Genomic DNA, 15,476 nt, shown 5'->3' on the forward strand with positions numbered 1-15,476 from the left:
CGATACAGATGCGCACAGCTGAGCCTCTCTGGCATCCGAGTCCGAATTTCGGGCCTCGGCGGGACGGGCTGCGCCCCGAGCTGATTGTTCTCCATTATACCGCGATGGAGAGCGCGGGGGACGCTCTGCAGCGTCTGTGTGATCCGCAGTTCGAAGTGTCGGCGCATTATCTGATCCGTGCGGATGGCGGTCTTGTGCAGTTGGTGGCAGAGGATATGCGGGCCTGGCATGCGGGCGCCGGGGAATGGGCGGGGCGCGGCGATATCAACTCTCGCTCAATCGGAATTGAGCTGGACAATCGCGGCACGCATCCGTTCTCCGAGCCGCAGATGCGAAAGCTGGAGGCCCTGCTGCCGCAGATCATGCAGCGCTGGAATATTCCGCCCGAGGGGGTCATCGGGCATTCCGACATGGCACCGGGGCGCAAATGGGACCCGGGGCCGCGCTTCGACTGGGCGCGGCTGTCCAGGGGTGGTCTTGCGCGGGCCGTGACGGCTGCGCCTGTCGCGACCGGGTTGCGATCCGATCAATTCCGTCAGCTCGCCAGAGCACGGGGGTTCACTGCGGATGTGGACGACACGACGCTCCTGCAGGCCGTGCGCCTGCGGTACCGGCCCTGGGGGCGGGGGGGGCTCTGCGCGGCGGATCTGCAGGTGCTGGCGGAGTAGCGCCCACAGGGGGGCGCGCAGGGGGCAGGGGCTGGCGCAGTTCGGACCGGACGCGACCACGCCCCGCCGTGGTTGTTGCTTGACGGCACGCTGTCCGGGGCGTAGGCAGGCGCTCGCGCAGAGAGCCGGATGGCCGCGTGCGGGGCTTCGGTCACGTGCGAGGAAAGTCCGGACTCCCTGAAACAACGGTGCCGGGTAACGCCCGGGCGGGGAAACCCGACGGAAAGCGCCACAGAAAACAAACCGCCCTGCCGCTCCGGAGGTTCGCCGACGGAGGCACCGGCAGGGTCAGGATGAAACGGTGGGGTAAGAGCCCACCGCGCCGCTGGCAACAGGGGTGGCACGGCAAGCCCCACCGGGAGCAATGCCAAATAGGGCCTCCGCGCGGGCCGGTCGGGGCAACCCGATACCGCCGCTAGGGACGTTTCACCCGAGAGAGGCCGGGTTGGCAGCTAGAGGCGACTGGCAACAGGCGTCGCAGAAGAATGGTCATCGAACCCTGTCCTACGGGGCAGGGGGAACAAGATCCGGCTTACAGGCTCTCTGTGCAAAATTACCATGGCGTGCCCGCCGGGGGCGCCATTTCAGCGAGCGGAGCATTTATCGCGGCGAATCCTATTGACACCCGCCGTCACGAAGGTAAAAGCGCACGCTCATATAGGAATTATGACCCGAGAGGCCCCTGCCTTTTCGGACGCAGGAGAAGCACAATGGCGAAGCCGACGACCATCAAAATCCGCCTGAACTCGACCGCGGGCACGGGCCACTTCTACGTGACCAAAAAGAACGCTCGCACCATGACTGAAAAAATGGTCGTACGGAAGTATGACCCGGTTGTGCGCAAGCATGTTGAGTACAAAGAAGGCAAGATCAAGTAAGCCTTCCGGCCTCTTGGACTGATCTTTACGAACAGGGTCGCGCAATGTCGCGGCCCTTTTCTTTTTCGGCTCTGCTCTTTTTTTCGGCTCTGCTCTTTTTCGCACCGGTTCTTTCTCGCACCGGATGTCTGATCCGGTCCTGCGCGCACCACGCGGGCGGACCTGCCAGAGCCGCGTCGGATCTGCCTGAACTGCCTGAGCAAAAGCTCTGCGATGATGCGCCCTACTGCGGCGTGGTCAGGGCCACGCGCCCCAATCGGCACGACCGGCGGGCATCTGAGGCCGTTCATACTTTGCTAAAATCCTGCGGGAACTTCGGCTCCACGCCCATCTGTCTGCACATGAGCGCCACATTGCGCCCGCAAACCAACAAAGGTGAAGCGGGCGTTGATATGGGGTGCTCAAGATGAAGAAACTACTGGGATTGTCGATGGTGATACTGATGCTTCCGGCGGCGGCTGTTCACACCGGAGAGGGTGACGGACTGCCTGTCCTTGAGGCACCGGCAGCCATCAGCGTTGTCACCCTCTGAGACCCGCTTCACGGGGGCGGCACAATCCACCCCGCCCGCCCCCGCCGGTCGCCGGGACAGTCGTTGTTGCAGGCGGGCTCTCGGGCGGGTTTTCGCGCCGGCGTTCGGGCGGTCAGAGTTCAGTCCGCGTGGTCTGCACGGGACGCCATTCCGCATAGGTCAGGACCGGCTCAATCCCAAGTCGCCGCATCAGTGATGCGGAGGCGGTGTTGAACGGCGCATAGGTGACCCCAATCACCGTGGCGCCATCTGCCAGTGCCTGACGCTTCGTGACATCCATCAGAGCTTTGCCGACGCCAATGCGCCGGAAGGGCGGGGCCACCGCAATATGGTGAATCATCGCGCGTCGTTCTGCCAGCCGCACCGGAAGTGCCGGGCGGTTTTCGATCTCATAGACCAGATAGCCCATCACCGCGTTCTGTGGGCTTCGGGCCACCAATGCCGTGGTGCCTGGCGTACTCAGCCAATCCTGCATCCAGCGCGCCAGCTCTTGCGGATCGGGGTCAGCCGGGTAGCGCTCGGGCTGATGGGCCACATGCAGCGCATGCAGATCCTGCAGCAATGGGACAAGAACAGCGGCCTCCGTCGCGGCAAGCGGGGTAATTTTCATCGGCAGATCCTCAGGTGACATCGTGCAGAAGGGGCGCCCGGATCATTGGGGCAGGGCAAATGAACAGCGGAGCAAAAGAACCGGGGCAAAAGAAAAGGGGCGGATCTGAGTGATCCGCCCCGGCTGTCTGTTTATTTGGAAATATGCGTCTATTCGCGGTTCCCAAGCAGCTGGAGCAAGAACATGAACATGTTGATGAAGTCCAGATAGAGGTTCAGCGCGCCCATGATCGCCGCCTTGCCGAGCCATTCCTGATCGCCGGTGTGGGCCATCTCAAGGTATGTGGTCTTGATCTTCTGCGTGTCATAGGCGGTCAGGCCCGCGAAAATCAGCACGCCGAGAACCGAAATCGCAAAGCCCATGGCGGAAGATTGCAGGAAGATGTTCACCACCGAGGCCACAACCAGACCGATGACGCCCATGATCAGGAACGTTCCCATCGCAGAGAGGTCTTTCTTGGTCGTGTACCCGACCAGCGACAGGCCGGCAAAGGCGATGGAGGTCACCAGGAACACCTGTGCGATGCTCTCACCGGTGAAGACCACGAAGATCGAAGAGATCGACAGGCCCATCAGCGCGGCAAAGGCGTAGAAGACCAGCTGCACGCCAGCGGCGGGCAGGCGCTTCATCGCGGCGCCAAAGCCGAAGAAGACAAAGGCCAGCGGTGCGAACATGATCACCCACTTCAGCGGCGAGGCGTAGATCGCATAGCCAAAGCTTGTCAGGTAGCTGTCAGCGCTCAGCTGAGCGGCGGCAGCGGATGGATCAGAAGTCACCGAAAGACCGGCGATCGCCCAGGCGGCGAGGAAAGTGATAAGTGTGCCCACGGACATTGTGCCGTAGACTTTGTTCATGTGGGCGCGCAGGCCCGCGTCGATCTCGGCGCTGCGGGCGCCGACTGTAGATCGAATGGTGTCAAACTGTGCCATACGTCATGGTCTCCGTCTATAAAGCTCCCTCAGAGCATATCCGCGAGGCGGACGTGCCTGTTGTGCCAAATATCGGCTTTTGTGCCCTTCGGTTCAAGTGGTTCCGTCTCGCAATCGAAGTAAAAGAGCACCGTTGATGACGTGGATTTTACTGGAACCGGCGCTGTTGTGTAAAAAGCGCCGGTTCCGGGGGGCGATTGGGGGCGCGCAGAGCCAACATGCGCGGCATTACACCTGCCAATGCTGCGGCGCGTCCCAGACCCGGCGGCGGGCTTCTGCCTCTACATCCCGGCGGGTCAGGCCGATGTCTTTCAGCTGTCGATCGTCCAATGTCAGCAGCTTGCGGCGCTGGCGCTGGACCGAGAATGCCCGGACAATACCGGCAACAAGGGAGGCGCGGCGGGGCCGCAGTGGGATGTTTCGGGAAAGACTATCAGCCATGATACGGCTCCTCAGTTTAATTGGTGATGGATGCGATCCTTTGCATCACTGGTATTGATCTATATGGGCAACCTATGCCATTCTCAAAACGAATGTTATTGAACTGACCCATCAGGAGATGTGATGATGCGGAACTTGGACATAACCACCCTGCGGTCCTTTGTGGCGGTTGCCGACACCGGAGGGGTGACCCGCGCGGCGTCGTTTCTGCATCTGACGCAGTCTGCCGTCTCGATGCAGCTCAAGCGCCTGGAGGAGATGCTCGGGGTGGAGCTGTTGGATCGCTCGGGCCGCAGTATCGGCCTGACGACCTCGGGCGAGCAGTTGCTGGGGTTCGCCCGCAAGATGCTGAGCCTCAACGACGAGATCATCACCCGCCTGACGGATCAGGCCTTCGAGGGCGAGGTGACGCTGGGCGTGCCCCATGATGTGGTGCATCCGGTGGTGCCGATGGTGATGCAACGCTTCAACGTGCAGTTTCCTCGGGTGAAGGTGAACCTCTGCACCTCCAACACGCGCGATCTCAAGGCGGATTTCGAACGGGGGCGATTCGATCTGATCGTGACGACCGAAAGTGTCTCGGGCTCTGGCGGCGAAACCATCCACCAGATGCCTCTGCGCTGGATCGGAGCCCTGAACGGTCACACCTGGCGGCAACGACCGCTGCGGATCGGGTTCTGCCGCAATTGCATTTTCCGCGGCGTTGCGACCGCGGCGCTGGATGAGGCGGGCATTGTCTGGGAAATGGCTGTCGACAGCGAGTCGGACCGCACGGTCGAGGCGACGATCAGCGCCGATCTCGCCGTGGGGGTTCTGCTGGAGGGGACACAGCCCACCCATCAGCAGGTGATCGACCACAACGGCAGTCTGCCGCGTTTGCCGGTCCAGCATATCAACCTGTACGGGGCCGAGCGGGCACGCGCGCAATATGTGGACCACCTTGCCGACCTCATCCGGCAAGGGTTTGCGGGTCTGTCTCAGCCCGGGCTGCGTGCGGTCGGGACCGAAATGCTTAGCTCTGGCGGCCAGCGCGGGGTTGCATGATCACCTTGCCTGTGGCTTTGCGGCTGCGCAGCAGCTCCAGCCCCTGTGCGGTCTCGCTCAGCGGCAGGCGGTGGCTGATGTGAGGGGTGATGCGACCTTCCTCCAGCCACCGCATCAACAGATCAAAGGTCGCGCGTCCCACGTCGGGGCGCTGCTGCACAAAGCCACCCAGATAAAAGCCGATCACCGTCAGGTTCTTGACCAGCAGGTGATTGGCCGGGATCTGCGGCACCTCGCCCCCGGCAAAGCCGATTGGTAGCAGCCGCCCGCCGGGGTTTGTGGCGCGAAACGCCGCCTTCCAGGTGTCGCCGCCCACCGCGTCATAGACCACATCCGCCCCCCCCAGATCCCGCAGCCGCTGGCGCAGATCCTCTGAGCTGTCGATCAGATGGTCGGCACCCGCGGCCTCGGCGATGGCCAGCTTGTCGGCGCCTCTCGCCTGTGCAACCACGGTAGCCCCCAGCAATTTGCCGATCTCCACCGCCGTCAGCCCGACACCCCCGGCCGCCCCCGTCACCAGCAGCGTCTCGCCGGGCTGCAGGCGGGCCTGCTGCTGCAGCGCCAGCAGGCTGGTGCCATAGGCGATCATCGAGGCCGCAGCCACGTCGTAGGACACCGCATCCGGGATAGGGATGGCACGGGCCGCATCGAAGATCCCGAAGTCCGCAAGCCCGCCCTGGCCACCAAAAACGGCGATACGGTCCCCGATTTGAAAATCTGAAATGTCGTCTCCCAGCGCTGCGATCCGTCCCGCGCATTCAAGTCCCGGGGTGAAGGGCAGGGGGGGCGTGTCCTGATATCGGCCTTCCACCATCAGCAGGTCGGCAAAGTTCAACGCGCAGGCATGAATCTCCAGCAGCACCTCGCCCGGGCCGGGAGCAGGAGTTTCCACTTCCAAAAGCTTGCCTTCAGAACCGTGATTAACTATACGAAAGGATAGCATACGTGATTTCCTCGCCAATGTTCATCGTTGTGATTCGGCCGTCAAATGGCCTGGGTTACGTAGGGGAATGAGCCTCCCTATTTTTGGTGAGGCCCTCGAAAACGCGCCTGTAGCGCGTTTCGCGCTGATTTTTGATGCATTAAATCAGATATTTGCCATGGCCAGCCCGTGAGGCGCGTGCGCCTTTACTTGTATTCAACCAAGAAGGTCGTAGACTTTCCACAATACGAAACTTCTGACCTCAAACAACAGATCCCCGGTGGCGGTTCATGCGCCATCGGCACGCGGTTCACAGGCGTGGCTTTGTCGGCCCGTCCAAAGAAAAGACCGCAATTTGGAGAAAATACATGGCACATCCCGTCGATATTCACGTTGGAAAACGCGTCCGTCACCGCCGCTGGCTGATTGGCATGACGCAGCAGCAACTGGCGGAAAAGGTTGGAATAAAATTCCAGCAAATCCAGAAATACGAAACCGGTGCCAACCGGGTCAGCGCCTCCCGTCTGTGGGACATTTCCGACGCGCTTGGGGTCAATGTCAGCTTCTTCTTTGAGGGGCTGCACGAAGAAGACAAGATCGCCGCCGACAAGGCGCGCGTCCCTGCCGATCTGATGGGCGACAAAGAAGCGCTGGATCTGGTCCGGTCCTACTATGCGATCCCGGAAAACCAACGCCGCCGCTTGTTTGAACTGGCGCGCGTGCTGAGCGACGTCGCCTGAGGCTGCAGATCTCGGTCGCCTGACGCCTCCTCCTGACACCGGCGGCCGCTGCGGCTGATCTATCGGATCTGCGAGGGGACATGTGATGGGACATGTGTCGTGTGACCGATGACCCGGCGCGTTGAACGCCGGGCATTGTCCGTTGTGCCGCCGCCAATTCCGAGGGCTACTCGATCGCGCAATGGAGGCTCAGACCGGCTTCTGGCGGTTTTCTGGCGGATTTTACCTTGAATGCCCGGGCCGCCCATGGCACCCGCTGCGCATGACACATGCTGATCTGACCGGGACCGCCATTCATGATACTCTCTGATCTTGACGTCGCGCGCCGTGTGGCTGATGCCGCACGCGAGGTGATCCTGCCGCATTTTCGCAGCGCCGGCATGGCGGCGGACAACAAGCTCGCCGATGGCTTCGATCCGGTGACCGTGGCCGACCGCGCCGCAGAGCAGGCGATGCGGGCCGTGCTGGCCCGCCTGCGCCCCGAAGACGGTGTTCTGGGCGAGGAGTTCCCTCCGACCAGCGGCACAAGTGGGCGCACCTGGGTTCTGGATCCGATCGACGGCACCCGGGGGTTCATCAGCGGCACCCCGACATGGGGCGTTTTGATCGCGCTGTCCGAGGCCTCCGGTCCCATCCTCGGCATCGTCGATCAGCCCTACATCGGGGAGCGGTTCGAAGGCACCCGCAACCACGCGCAGGTGACCGGGCCGCATGGCACAAGCCGGCTGGCGACACGCAAGACGGCAACGCTGCAGGACGCGATCCTCTTCACCACCTTTCCCGAAGTCGGCACCAAGAGCGACCGCGCCGCGTTCGAGCGGGTCGCGGAGCGGGTCAAATTGACCCGATACGGCATGGATTGCTACGCCTACGCCCTGCTGGCGGCGGGCACTGTGGATCTGGTGATCGAAGCGGGCCTCAACGCCTATGATATTCAGGGGCCCATGGCCGTGATCGAGGCCGCGGGCGGCATTGTGACCAATTGGGAGGGCGGCCCTGCCCATGAGGGAGGGCGCGTGCTGGCGGCGGCGAACCCGGACATTCACGCATCGGCGCTGGCGCTTCTGGGCAGCGGTTGATCCCGCATCCGCCGCCGGGGGCCGCGCTGCAGAAAACGGCTCTGCCGGGGGCTCCTGGCCGGTAATTTCTGCAAACACGGTCTTGTCCTGCGTCGGTGTCATCGGTAGTCATATATCCGCACCGAGTCCTTTGCCCCTGTTCTGTCGGTGCTGTTTCACCTCCACATACCGAAACGGGCATGCGACGGAGTGTGAAACTATGCCCAATTTCCTGATCAAGCCCGATATCCTGATCAAGAATGCCCAGACCGTTCTCACCATGGACGATAGGCGGCGCGTTCTGACGGAGGTTGATATCCGCGTGCGCGCCGGTGTCATTGCCGAAATCGGGGCCGATCTGCAGGGGGGCGAAGAGGTACTGCAGGCCACAGGCCGCGTGGTGACGCCGGGGTTGGTCAACACCCACCATCATCTGTTTCAGAACCTGACCCGCGCCGTGCCGGGCGGGCAGGATGCGTTGCTCTTTGGCTGGCTGCGGGTGCTCTATCCGATCTGGGCGCGGCTGGGGCCGGAGCATATGCGGGTGTCGACGCAGCTGGGGCTGGCGGAGCTTGCTCTGTCCGGCTGCAGTCTCAGCTCGGACCATCTGTACCTGTTTCCCAACGGCGCTCGTCTCGATGACACCATCGAGGCCGCCGCAGAGGTCGGCCTGCGGTTCCAGCCGACACGCGGGGCGATGAGCATCGGCGAAAGCGCAGGGGGATTGCCGCCCGACAGTCTCACCGAACGCGAAAGCGACATCCTCGATGATATGATCCGGGTGGTGGATGCCTTTCACGATCCGGCCGAGGCCTCCATGTGCCGCGTCGGCCTTGCGCCGTGTTCGCCATTCTCGGTGAGCCGCGAGTTGATGCGCGACACGGCGGTCCTGGCGCGTGACAAAGGGGTCATGCTGCATACCCATCTGGCGGAAAATGACGAGGATATCGCCTATGGCCTGTCGCAATTCGGCTGCCGTCCCGGGCAATATGCAGAAGATCTGGGCTGGACGGGGGGCGATGTCTGGCATGCCCATTGCGTGAAGCTCGACGGGCAGGAGATTGATCTCTTTGCCAGAACCCGCACCGGTGTCGCCCATTGCCCCTGCTCGAATTGCCGTCTCGGCAGCGGCATCGCCCCGCTGCGTCAGATGCGGGATGCGGGGGTGAACGTGGGGCTGGGGGTGGATGGCTCTGCCAGCAATGACATGGCCAGCCTCTGGGATGAGGCCCGGCAGGCCATGCTGCTGCAGCGGGTGGCCCATGGGGCCGATGCCATGTCCCCCTATGAGGCGCTCGAGATCGCGACACGGGGCGGAGCCGATGTGCTGGGGCGTCCCGAATGTGGCCGGATAGCCGTCGGAAAACGTGCGGACATCGCCATCTGGGATGTCGGCGGGCTGGCCTCCAGCGGCAGTTGGGATCCGGCTGCTCTGGTTCTGGCCGGGCCGCGTCAAGTGCATGATCTGCTGGTCGAGGGGGTGAGGGTCGTGGCGGAGGGGCACCTGACCACCGTCGATCTGCCCCGCCTGATCGAGCGCCACGGCGCGATGGCACGGGCGCTGTCCACCGGGGACTGATCTGCGCAAGGGGGGGGCGAGGAGGCTGTCCGTCCGCTCCGGCCCAGTTCGCACTGGCCTAGTGCGTTCCGGCCCAGTCCGCTCCGGTCCAGTGCGTTCAGTCCAGTGCGTTCAGTCCAGCCCCCTCGCGTGCGGCGCTCTCCCGCTCAGCCCAGCTCCTGCTGTTTCAGACGACCTTGCGACCGGCGATGCGGACCTCGGCGATGGCGCGGTCGTCTCCCATCATGATGGTGGGAAACACCGCCTCCCACAGATCCGTAGCCCGGCTCGCCCGTTGTGCAATGGCCGGGGTGGAGGCCAGATCGAGCACCACCAGATCGGCCTCCATCCCCGCGGCCAGATTGCCCACCTTGTCCTCCAGATGCAGCGCGGTGGCGGCGCCTTGGGTGGCCAGCCACAGCAATTGCGACGCATGCAACGCGGTGCCCTTCAACTGCGCCACCTCATAGGCGGCGGCCATCGTGCGCAGCATCGAAAAACTGGACCCGCCGCCCGTATCGGTGGCCAGCCCGATCCGGTGGCCCGCCGCCATCAGCCCCCCCATGTCGAACAGGCCGGACCCGATGAACGTGTTGGAGGTCGGACAATGCACGAGACTGGCTCCGACCTCGCGCAGCCGGTCCTTTTCGCGCGGTTGCAGGTGGATCGCATGGCCGAACACCGCCCCCTCGCGCAACAGGCCGAAGGTCTCGTAGCTGTCCAGATAGTCGCGCGCATCGGGAAACAGCTGATGCATCCATTCGATCTCGTCCAGTTGCTCGCTCAGGTGGGTCTGCATCAGGCAATCGGGGTGTTCCGCCCAAAGCGCCCCCAGCGCCTCAAGCTGTTCCGGTGTCGAGGTGGGCGAAAACCGGGGCGTGATGGCATAGCTGATCCGGTCCACCCCATGCCAGCGGTGCAGCAATGCGGCACTGTCGTCATAGGCGCTTTGGGCGGTGTCGCGCAGCCCCTCGGGGGCGTTTCGATCCATGCAGGTCTTGCCCGCTACCACCCTTTGGCCGCGCGCCTGCGCCGCGGTGAACAGCGCCTCGACGCTTTCGGGATGGATCGTGCAATAGCTCGCCATGGTCGTGGTGCCGCAGGCGGCGGTCAGATCGAGATAGCGCGCGGCGATCTCCTCTGCGTAGCCCGCCTCGCCAAACCGCATTTCCTCGGGAAACGTATAGGTGTTGAGCCAGTCAATCAGCCGCTTGCCCCAGCTGGCAATGATCGCAGTCTGCGGGTAATGCGCATGAGCATCCACAAAACCGGGCAGGATCAGCCTGTCACCATGGTCGATCACCGGCGCCTCCGGTCTCGCAGCCGTCAACGCCGCAAGGGAGCCCACCGCTGCGATCTTGCCCGCGCTGATGGCCAGGGCCTCATGGTCTTCGACGGCCGCCGCCACACCGCCTGCGTCAAAGGGCGATGCCGCAAACGACAGCACCCGGCCTGCGAGAATTAGATCTTGTTCCATCAATGCATCACACCTGTTGTCAAATCACTCGGACACAGGATAGGCCTCCGCAGGGCGGGGGTAAATTGCTGACCAAGCGTTGTTTTCCCCTATATGGTTCCGGTACGGTAGTCGATCAGGTAAACGGGAGGGCTGTGAATGACGACAGGCGAGACGACCCCCGAGGTGGATGTCGTGTCCGAGGACGGCTATGACCTGGACCGCAAGCGGGTGGCCCAGATCCTTTTTGCGCTGGATCGTGACGACCGCGAAACGCTGATCACGCTGATGGATCCGTTGCACCCGGCGGACATCGCGGACCTTCTGGAACAGGTCAATGCCTTTGATCGCGGACGACTGATCCGGCTCTACGGGCGCGAGTTCGACGGCGACATCCTGTCGGAACTGGATGATTCCATCCGCGAAGAGGTGATCGCGGCGCTCAACCCGCAGGTCCTCGCCGAGGCTGTCCGCGAACTCGACAGCGACGATGTGGTCGATCTGCTCGAAGATCTCGAAGAGCCGCAGCAGGAAGCCATCCTCGATGCGCTGGAGGATTCCGACCGTGTCGCGGTAGAGCAATCGCTGCGGTATCCGGAAAACTCCGCCGGCCGTCTCATGCAACGCGAAGTGGTGATGGCGCCGGAGCACTGGACCGTCGGCCAGGCCATCGACCACATGCGCGCGGCCGAGGATCTGCCGGAGCAGTTCTACCATGTAGTGGTGGTCGACCCCCGCGTGCGCCCGGTCGGGCAGGTCACCCTGGGACGTCTCATGAGCTCCCGCCGCACGGTCCCCCTGATGCAGCTGCTGGAGGATACCTTTCAGGTGATCCCGGTAGATCAGGACGAGGAAGATGTGGCCTATGCCTTCAACCAGTATCACCTGATCTCCGCGCCGGTTGTCGATGACGACGGGCGGCTGGTGGGCGCGATCACCATCGATGATGCGATGATCGTTCTGGACGAGGAACACGAAGAAGACATCCTGCGTCTGGCCGGTGTCGGCGACGGCAGCCTGTCGGACAAGGTCAGCGAGACCACCAAACAGCGGTTTCCCTGGCTGGCGGTGAACCTTGTGACGGCGATCCTGGCCTCTTTGGTGATTGCGCAATTCGACGAGACAATCGCCGGTTTTGTGGCCTTGGCGGTGCTGATGCCGATCGTGGCCTCGATGGGCGGCAATGCGGGAACCCAGTCGCTGACGGTGGCGGTGCGCGCTCTGGCCACGCGCGACCTGACCGGGGCCAACGTCTGGCGGGTGATCCGGCGCGAGGTTCTGGTGGGGCTGATCAACGGCACCATCTTTGCCGTGGTAATGGGGGGGATCGGCGTCATCTGGTTCGGCACGCCGATGCTCGGGGTGGTGATCGGTGCCGCAATGGTGATCAACCTGGTCGTGGCCGGGCTGGCGGGGACCGTGATCCCGGTTATCCTCGACCGTATCGGCGTCGATCCCGCCCTGGCCTCGGGGGCCTTTGTGACGACCGTGACCGATGTGGTCGGCTTTTTCGCCTTTCTCGGACTTGCGGGGGCGGTGCTGGTCTGATCCGCGGGATCCCGACAATGACCTACAGGAGGAGAGGGCATGAACGACAGCGAACACAGCCCCGAGGCGCTGCTGGCGACGAAGGCCGCCGCCCGCAAGGCGGCTTTCGTGCGGCGCAAGGCCGCCTTTGAGAGCCAGCGCCCCGGGGTGGCCGGTCATCTGGCCGAGGTTCTGGCCGGCTATCGTGGCGTTCCGCTGGCGGGGTACATGCCGATCCGCACCGAAATCGACCCCCGTGCCGTGATGGCCGAAGCCGCCGCCCACGGCCCGGTGGCGGTTCCGGTCATTCAGGGCGCGGGCCAGCCGCTCCGGTTCAGCCGATGGCATCCGGACGGCCCGCTGCGCGACGGCCCCTTTGGCGCCAGAGTGCCGCAGGTGGATGACTACCTTGAGCCTGAAATCCTGATCGTGCCGCTGGTGGCCTTTGACATCGCAGGCAACCGGCTGGGCTATGGCGGCGGCTTTTATGACCGCACGCTCGAAGGATTGCGCAACCGGCGCGCGACCCTGGCCATCGGATTTGCCTTTGACGCCCAGGAAGCCCGCTCCCTGCCGCTGGAGCCAACCGATCAGCCGCTCGACATGATCGTGACGGAGAGCCGGATTCTGGACATCACCGCGCGGGGCTGACTGGCCCAGAACGGCCCAACCCCGCTCACTCAGGCCGCAAACGGCTCAGTTGGATCAGGTCTCGGCTCAGGTCTGCCCAGTTCTGCCCAAGTCGGCTCAGGTCGGTTCAATCCGGTTCAGTCAGGTTCTGGCCGGGCAGGGCGGGGCAGGGCGCTCAGAACCCGAGCTTTTCCAGTCTCCACGCCAGCTTGCGATGGATGACCGGTGGCAGCAGATCCTGCAGCAGTGCCCGGCGGGCGACCTGACGATCCCGCTGGTCCTTGCTGCCGGGTCGGGGTTTGAACAGGGTGGTGTGCGACTTGCGGCTGCTGTCCCAGGTTGCGGTGTAGTAATACAGGGCAATGGACATGCGCGGCTCTCCGTCCGGGTGGTTTACCGGCTCCGGATTGCCATGCCAGCTGTCTGACGAGGTGGAGAACATGCACATCCGGTTGAACAGCGGCACGTAGCTGCCCAGCTTTGACGACATGTCCTCGTCCCAGACCTCGAACGAACCACCATAGTCCTCCCGCCAGTCTTTGTTGAGGTAGATCAGCATGTTGACCCGCCGCTCCAGATTGAGGCCCGCGTGGTGGTTGAAATCTGCGTGGATATCGAGATGCCCGCCGTTGGCCACCACATGCACGCCGCCCCCCGCGAAATACGGGTCCGGGATCAGCCCCTTGATGCCGGTCAGCTCTTCGACGAAGGCCAGAACAGGACGCGAGTTCAGCGCATAAAACAGCTGCCGCGTGTAGGTGGGCAGCCGTTCGGGCACATATGAGGTCTTCAGCCGCTCCTGCGGACGATCGAAGCTGTTTTCGGCTTTGGGCAGCTGTTTCAGCTCTGCGCGGACCCGGTCCAGAATTTCCGGCGGCAGGAAGCCGTCAAATCCGCCGAAGTGAAACGGTGTACGGGACCGGTATTCAGCGGCGAGGGCGCCCCCCGCGGCGCGGGCCTCACCTGTGGGCAGCAGCAGGCTGTCGGGGTCCAGATTCAAAATAGGCTTGGTCATGGTCTCTCTTTCGCCAGCAGCGGCAAGGTGCACAGGGGGCACAGCCTCGGCAGGCTGACACTTCAGAAGCTTGCCGGGTTTCGCGGATTGCACAACAGTTTATTCAAAATTGCGCCATATGACCGGGGCAGGAGCAGAAATGCTGCGCCAATTGCCCAATGTCTGCGGGACTGTTCTGAAAGTCGCGACATTCGCCGTGATCCTCCAGTGCCTGACGATTGACTGACCATCGCCCGGCTATTGGCCGGCCCTCCGCTGACCCTCGCCGTCTGTGGCCCGCTCCCTGACGCGGCGTTCGGCCGCGTTGTTTCGGTCTTGTCGGCTGACCTTGCAGGGCCTATTGCGGTGAGCATGCGAATTTTGTTTCTTGGCGATGTCATGGGCCGCGCGGGACGTGCAGCCATCACCGAAACCCTGCCGCGCCTGCGTGAGGAGTGGCGGCTCGATTTTGTCGTGGTGAACGGCGAGAATGCCTCCAACGGCATGGGGCTGTCGGGTGATCATGCCAAGCTCTTGTTCGATGCGGGGGCCGATTGTGTCACGCTGGGCGATCACGCCTTCGATCAAAAGGACATGCTGCAATATATCGAGCAGGACAGCCGGGTGATCCGCCCGCTGAATTTTGCAAAAGGCGCGCCGGGGCGCGGCCATCGTCTGTTCACGGCGCGGGGCGGGCAGAAGGTTCTCGTGCTGCAGGTTCTGGGGCAGGTCTTCATGAAACGGGCGTTTGACGACCCGTTCGGCGCGGTTGAAAGCGTCTTGAAATCCCATCCCAGAGGCGGGCTGGCGCAGGCCATCATTGTCGACATGCATTGCGAAGCCACATCCGAGAAGATGGCAATGGGGCATTTCTGCAATGGAAAGGCCTCTTTGGTGGTGGGGACCCACACCCATATTCCCACGGGGGACGCGCAAATTCTGGAAGGCGGCACCGCCTATCTGACGGATGCGGGCATGTGTGGTGACTACAATTCGGTCATCGGGATGGAGAAGGCCGAACCCATGCGCCGTTTCCTGACCGGCATGCCGAAGGGGCGGTTCACGCCGGCGACCGAGGCCGCGACCCTGTCCGGTGTCTACATAGAGACCGATGATCGCACCGGAGTGGCCAAACGGGTGGAGATGGTCCGGCAGGGCGGCAGATTGCAGCAGGCAGGCCCCCAGAGCAGCTGACGCTGAACGACGGGGCCGCTCTGAGCCGCGTGCAACGTGACTTGCTTGTGCAGGTGGTGAGGGCCGGGTTGGCATGAAGTGCGTCTGCACGCCACTCGTGCTGTGCACGCCTCTTGTCCTGCGGCAGCAGCAGGAACCGGGGGAGCTCCCGCCCGTCGTCTTGGTTTTTGACAAAACCCTTCCTCCCGTTGGGCCGGGCGCCGCGCCAAGGCGCGGCGCCCGGCCCAACGGGACCCGCTTCTCTGGCATAGCCAGGGCAGCGTGGTCCGGACGGGAGCACACCCGCGCCGCAGGC

Annotated in this window: 16 protein-coding genes and 1 other RNA gene; 11 read left to right on the top strand and 6 right to left on the bottom strand. The window is 63.5% G+C overall.

Annotation, left to right across the window (positions count from 1 at the left end; all coding sequences use genetic code 11):
* Positions 1 to 8: 8 nt before the first annotated feature.
* The 4 genes from FGE21_RS01375 (at position 9) to FGE21_RS20265 (ending at position 2,078) form a co-directional block, all read left to right on the top strand.
* Positions 9 to 668 carry an N-acetylmuramoyl-L-alanine amidase gene (locus FGE21_RS01375; RefSeq protein ID WP_139661004.1) on the top strand — a complete coding sequence of 220 codons (660 nt, stop codon included), beginning with the start codon at positions 9 to 11 and terminating at the stop codon, positions 666 to 668.
* Between the two features lie 117 nt (positions 669 to 785).
* Positions 786 to 1,219, top strand: an RNA gene (gene rnpB / locus FGE21_RS01380) — RNase P RNA component class A.
* 159 nt (positions 1,220 to 1,378) lie between these two features.
* Positions 1,379 to 1,546, top strand: a complete 168-nt coding sequence (rpmG, locus tag FGE21_RS01385; protein ID WP_007814563.1) for a 50S ribosomal protein L33 — start codon at positions 1,379 to 1,381, stop codon at positions 1,544 to 1,546.
* A 406-nt stretch (positions 1,547 to 1,952) separates the two neighbouring features.
* A complete protein-coding gene (locus tag FGE21_RS20265; protein ID WP_255731214.1) occupies positions 1,953 to 2,078 on the top strand; it encodes a hypothetical protein in 126 nt (41 codons plus the stop codon).
* 112 nt (positions 2,079 to 2,190) lie between these two features.
* On the opposite strand, the gene FGE21_RS01390 is transcribed toward FGE21_RS20265, so the two are convergent.
* The 3 genes from FGE21_RS01390 to FGE21_RS01400 form a co-directional block, all read right to left on the bottom strand.
* Positions 2,191 to 2,688, bottom strand: a complete 498-nt coding sequence (locus FGE21_RS01390) for a GNAT family N-acetyltransferase (RefSeq protein WP_139661005.1) — start codon at positions 2,686 to 2,688, stop codon at positions 2,191 to 2,193.
* A gap of 149 nt (positions 2,689 to 2,837) precedes the next feature.
* Entirely contained in the window at positions 2,838 to 3,617 is a 780-nt protein-coding gene (locus FGE21_RS01395; protein WP_139661007.1) for a Bax inhibitor-1/YccA family protein, read from the bottom strand.
* A gap of 228 nt (positions 3,618 to 3,845) precedes the next feature.
* Positions 3,846 to 4,058, bottom strand: a complete 213-nt coding sequence (locus FGE21_RS01400) for a DUF1127 domain-containing protein (protein ID WP_139661008.1) — start codon at positions 4,056 to 4,058, stop codon at positions 3,846 to 3,848.
* A 123-nt stretch (positions 4,059 to 4,181) separates the two neighbouring features.
* Between FGE21_RS01400 and FGE21_RS01405 the strand changes: the two genes are divergently transcribed.
* The gene (locus tag FGE21_RS01405; RefSeq protein WP_139661010.1) at positions 4,182 to 5,102 is read left to right on the top strand and encodes a LysR family transcriptional regulator; all 921 of its coding nucleotides are present in this window, start codon (positions 4,182 to 4,184) and stop codon (positions 5,100 to 5,102) included.
* Here the strand turns inward: FGE21_RS01405 and FGE21_RS01410 are convergent.
* On the bottom strand, positions 5,071 to 6,045 hold the full coding sequence (locus tag FGE21_RS01410; protein WP_139661011.1) for an NADPH:quinone oxidoreductase family protein: 975 nt from the start codon (positions 6,043 to 6,045) through the stop codon (positions 5,071 to 5,073). The two genes, FGE21_RS01405 and FGE21_RS01410, sit on opposite strands and share 32 nt — an antisense overlap.
* A gap of 347 nt (positions 6,046 to 6,392) precedes the next feature.
* Between FGE21_RS01410 and FGE21_RS01415 the strand changes: the two genes are divergently transcribed.
* From FGE21_RS01415 to FGE21_RS01425, 3 genes are all read left to right on the top strand, one after another.
* Positions 6,393 to 6,764, top strand: a complete 372-nt coding sequence (locus tag FGE21_RS01415) for a helix-turn-helix domain-containing protein (protein WP_139661013.1) — start codon at positions 6,393 to 6,395, stop codon at positions 6,762 to 6,764.
* A gap of 296 nt (positions 6,765 to 7,060) precedes the next feature.
* Positions 7,061 to 7,843 (top strand): histidinol-phosphatase, encoded by a 783-nt coding sequence (gene hisN, locus FGE21_RS01420; RefSeq protein ID WP_139661014.1) that lies wholly within the window; start codon positions 7,061 to 7,063, stop codon positions 7,841 to 7,843.
* 199 nt (positions 7,844 to 8,042) lie between these two features.
* The gene (locus tag FGE21_RS01425) at positions 8,043 to 9,401 is read left to right on the top strand and encodes an 8-oxoguanine deaminase (protein WP_139661016.1); all 1,359 of its coding nucleotides are present in this window, start codon (positions 8,043 to 8,045) and stop codon (positions 9,399 to 9,401) included.
* Positions 9,402 to 9,567: 166 nt separating this feature from the next.
* On the opposite strand, the gene guaD is transcribed toward FGE21_RS01425, so the two are convergent.
* The gene (gene guaD / locus FGE21_RS01430) at positions 9,568 to 10,857 is read right to left on the bottom strand and encodes a guanine deaminase (RefSeq protein ID WP_139661018.1); all 1,290 of its coding nucleotides are present in this window, start codon (positions 10,855 to 10,857) and stop codon (positions 9,568 to 9,570) included.
* Between the two features lie 138 nt (positions 10,858 to 10,995).
* Between guaD and mgtE the strand changes: the two genes are divergently transcribed.
* Both mgtE and FGE21_RS01440 read left to right on the top strand, forming a co-directional pair.
* Positions 10,996 to 12,384, top strand: coding sequence for a magnesium transporter (gene mgtE, locus FGE21_RS01435; RefSeq protein ID WP_139661019.1), 1,389 nt, complete (start codon positions 10,996 to 10,998; stop codon positions 12,382 to 12,384).
* 39 nt (positions 12,385 to 12,423) lie between these two features.
* Complete coding sequence (locus FGE21_RS01440) at positions 12,424 to 13,014, top strand: 5-formyltetrahydrofolate cyclo-ligase (RefSeq protein WP_139661021.1); 591 nt, start codon at positions 12,424 to 12,426, stop codon at positions 13,012 to 13,014.
* Positions 13,015 to 13,168: 154 nt separating this feature from the next.
* On the opposite strand, the gene FGE21_RS01445 is transcribed toward FGE21_RS01440, so the two are convergent.
* On the bottom strand, positions 13,169 to 14,008 hold the full coding sequence (locus FGE21_RS01445; protein WP_139661023.1) for a 2OG-Fe(II) oxygenase: 840 nt from the start codon (positions 14,006 to 14,008) through the stop codon (positions 13,169 to 13,171).
* 351 nt (positions 14,009 to 14,359) lie between these two features.
* Between FGE21_RS01445 and FGE21_RS01450 the strand changes: the two genes are divergently transcribed.
* Positions 14,360 to 15,181, top strand: coding sequence for a TIGR00282 family metallophosphoesterase (locus FGE21_RS01450; protein ID WP_139661024.1), 822 nt, complete (start codon positions 14,360 to 14,362; stop codon positions 15,179 to 15,181).
* Positions 15,182 to 15,476: the final 295 nt, after the last annotated feature.

This window comes from Phaeobacter sp. B1627 (assembly GCF_006265095.1).
Taxonomy (GTDB): Bacteria; Pseudomonadota; Alphaproteobacteria; order Rhodobacterales; family Rhodobacteraceae; genus Epibacterium.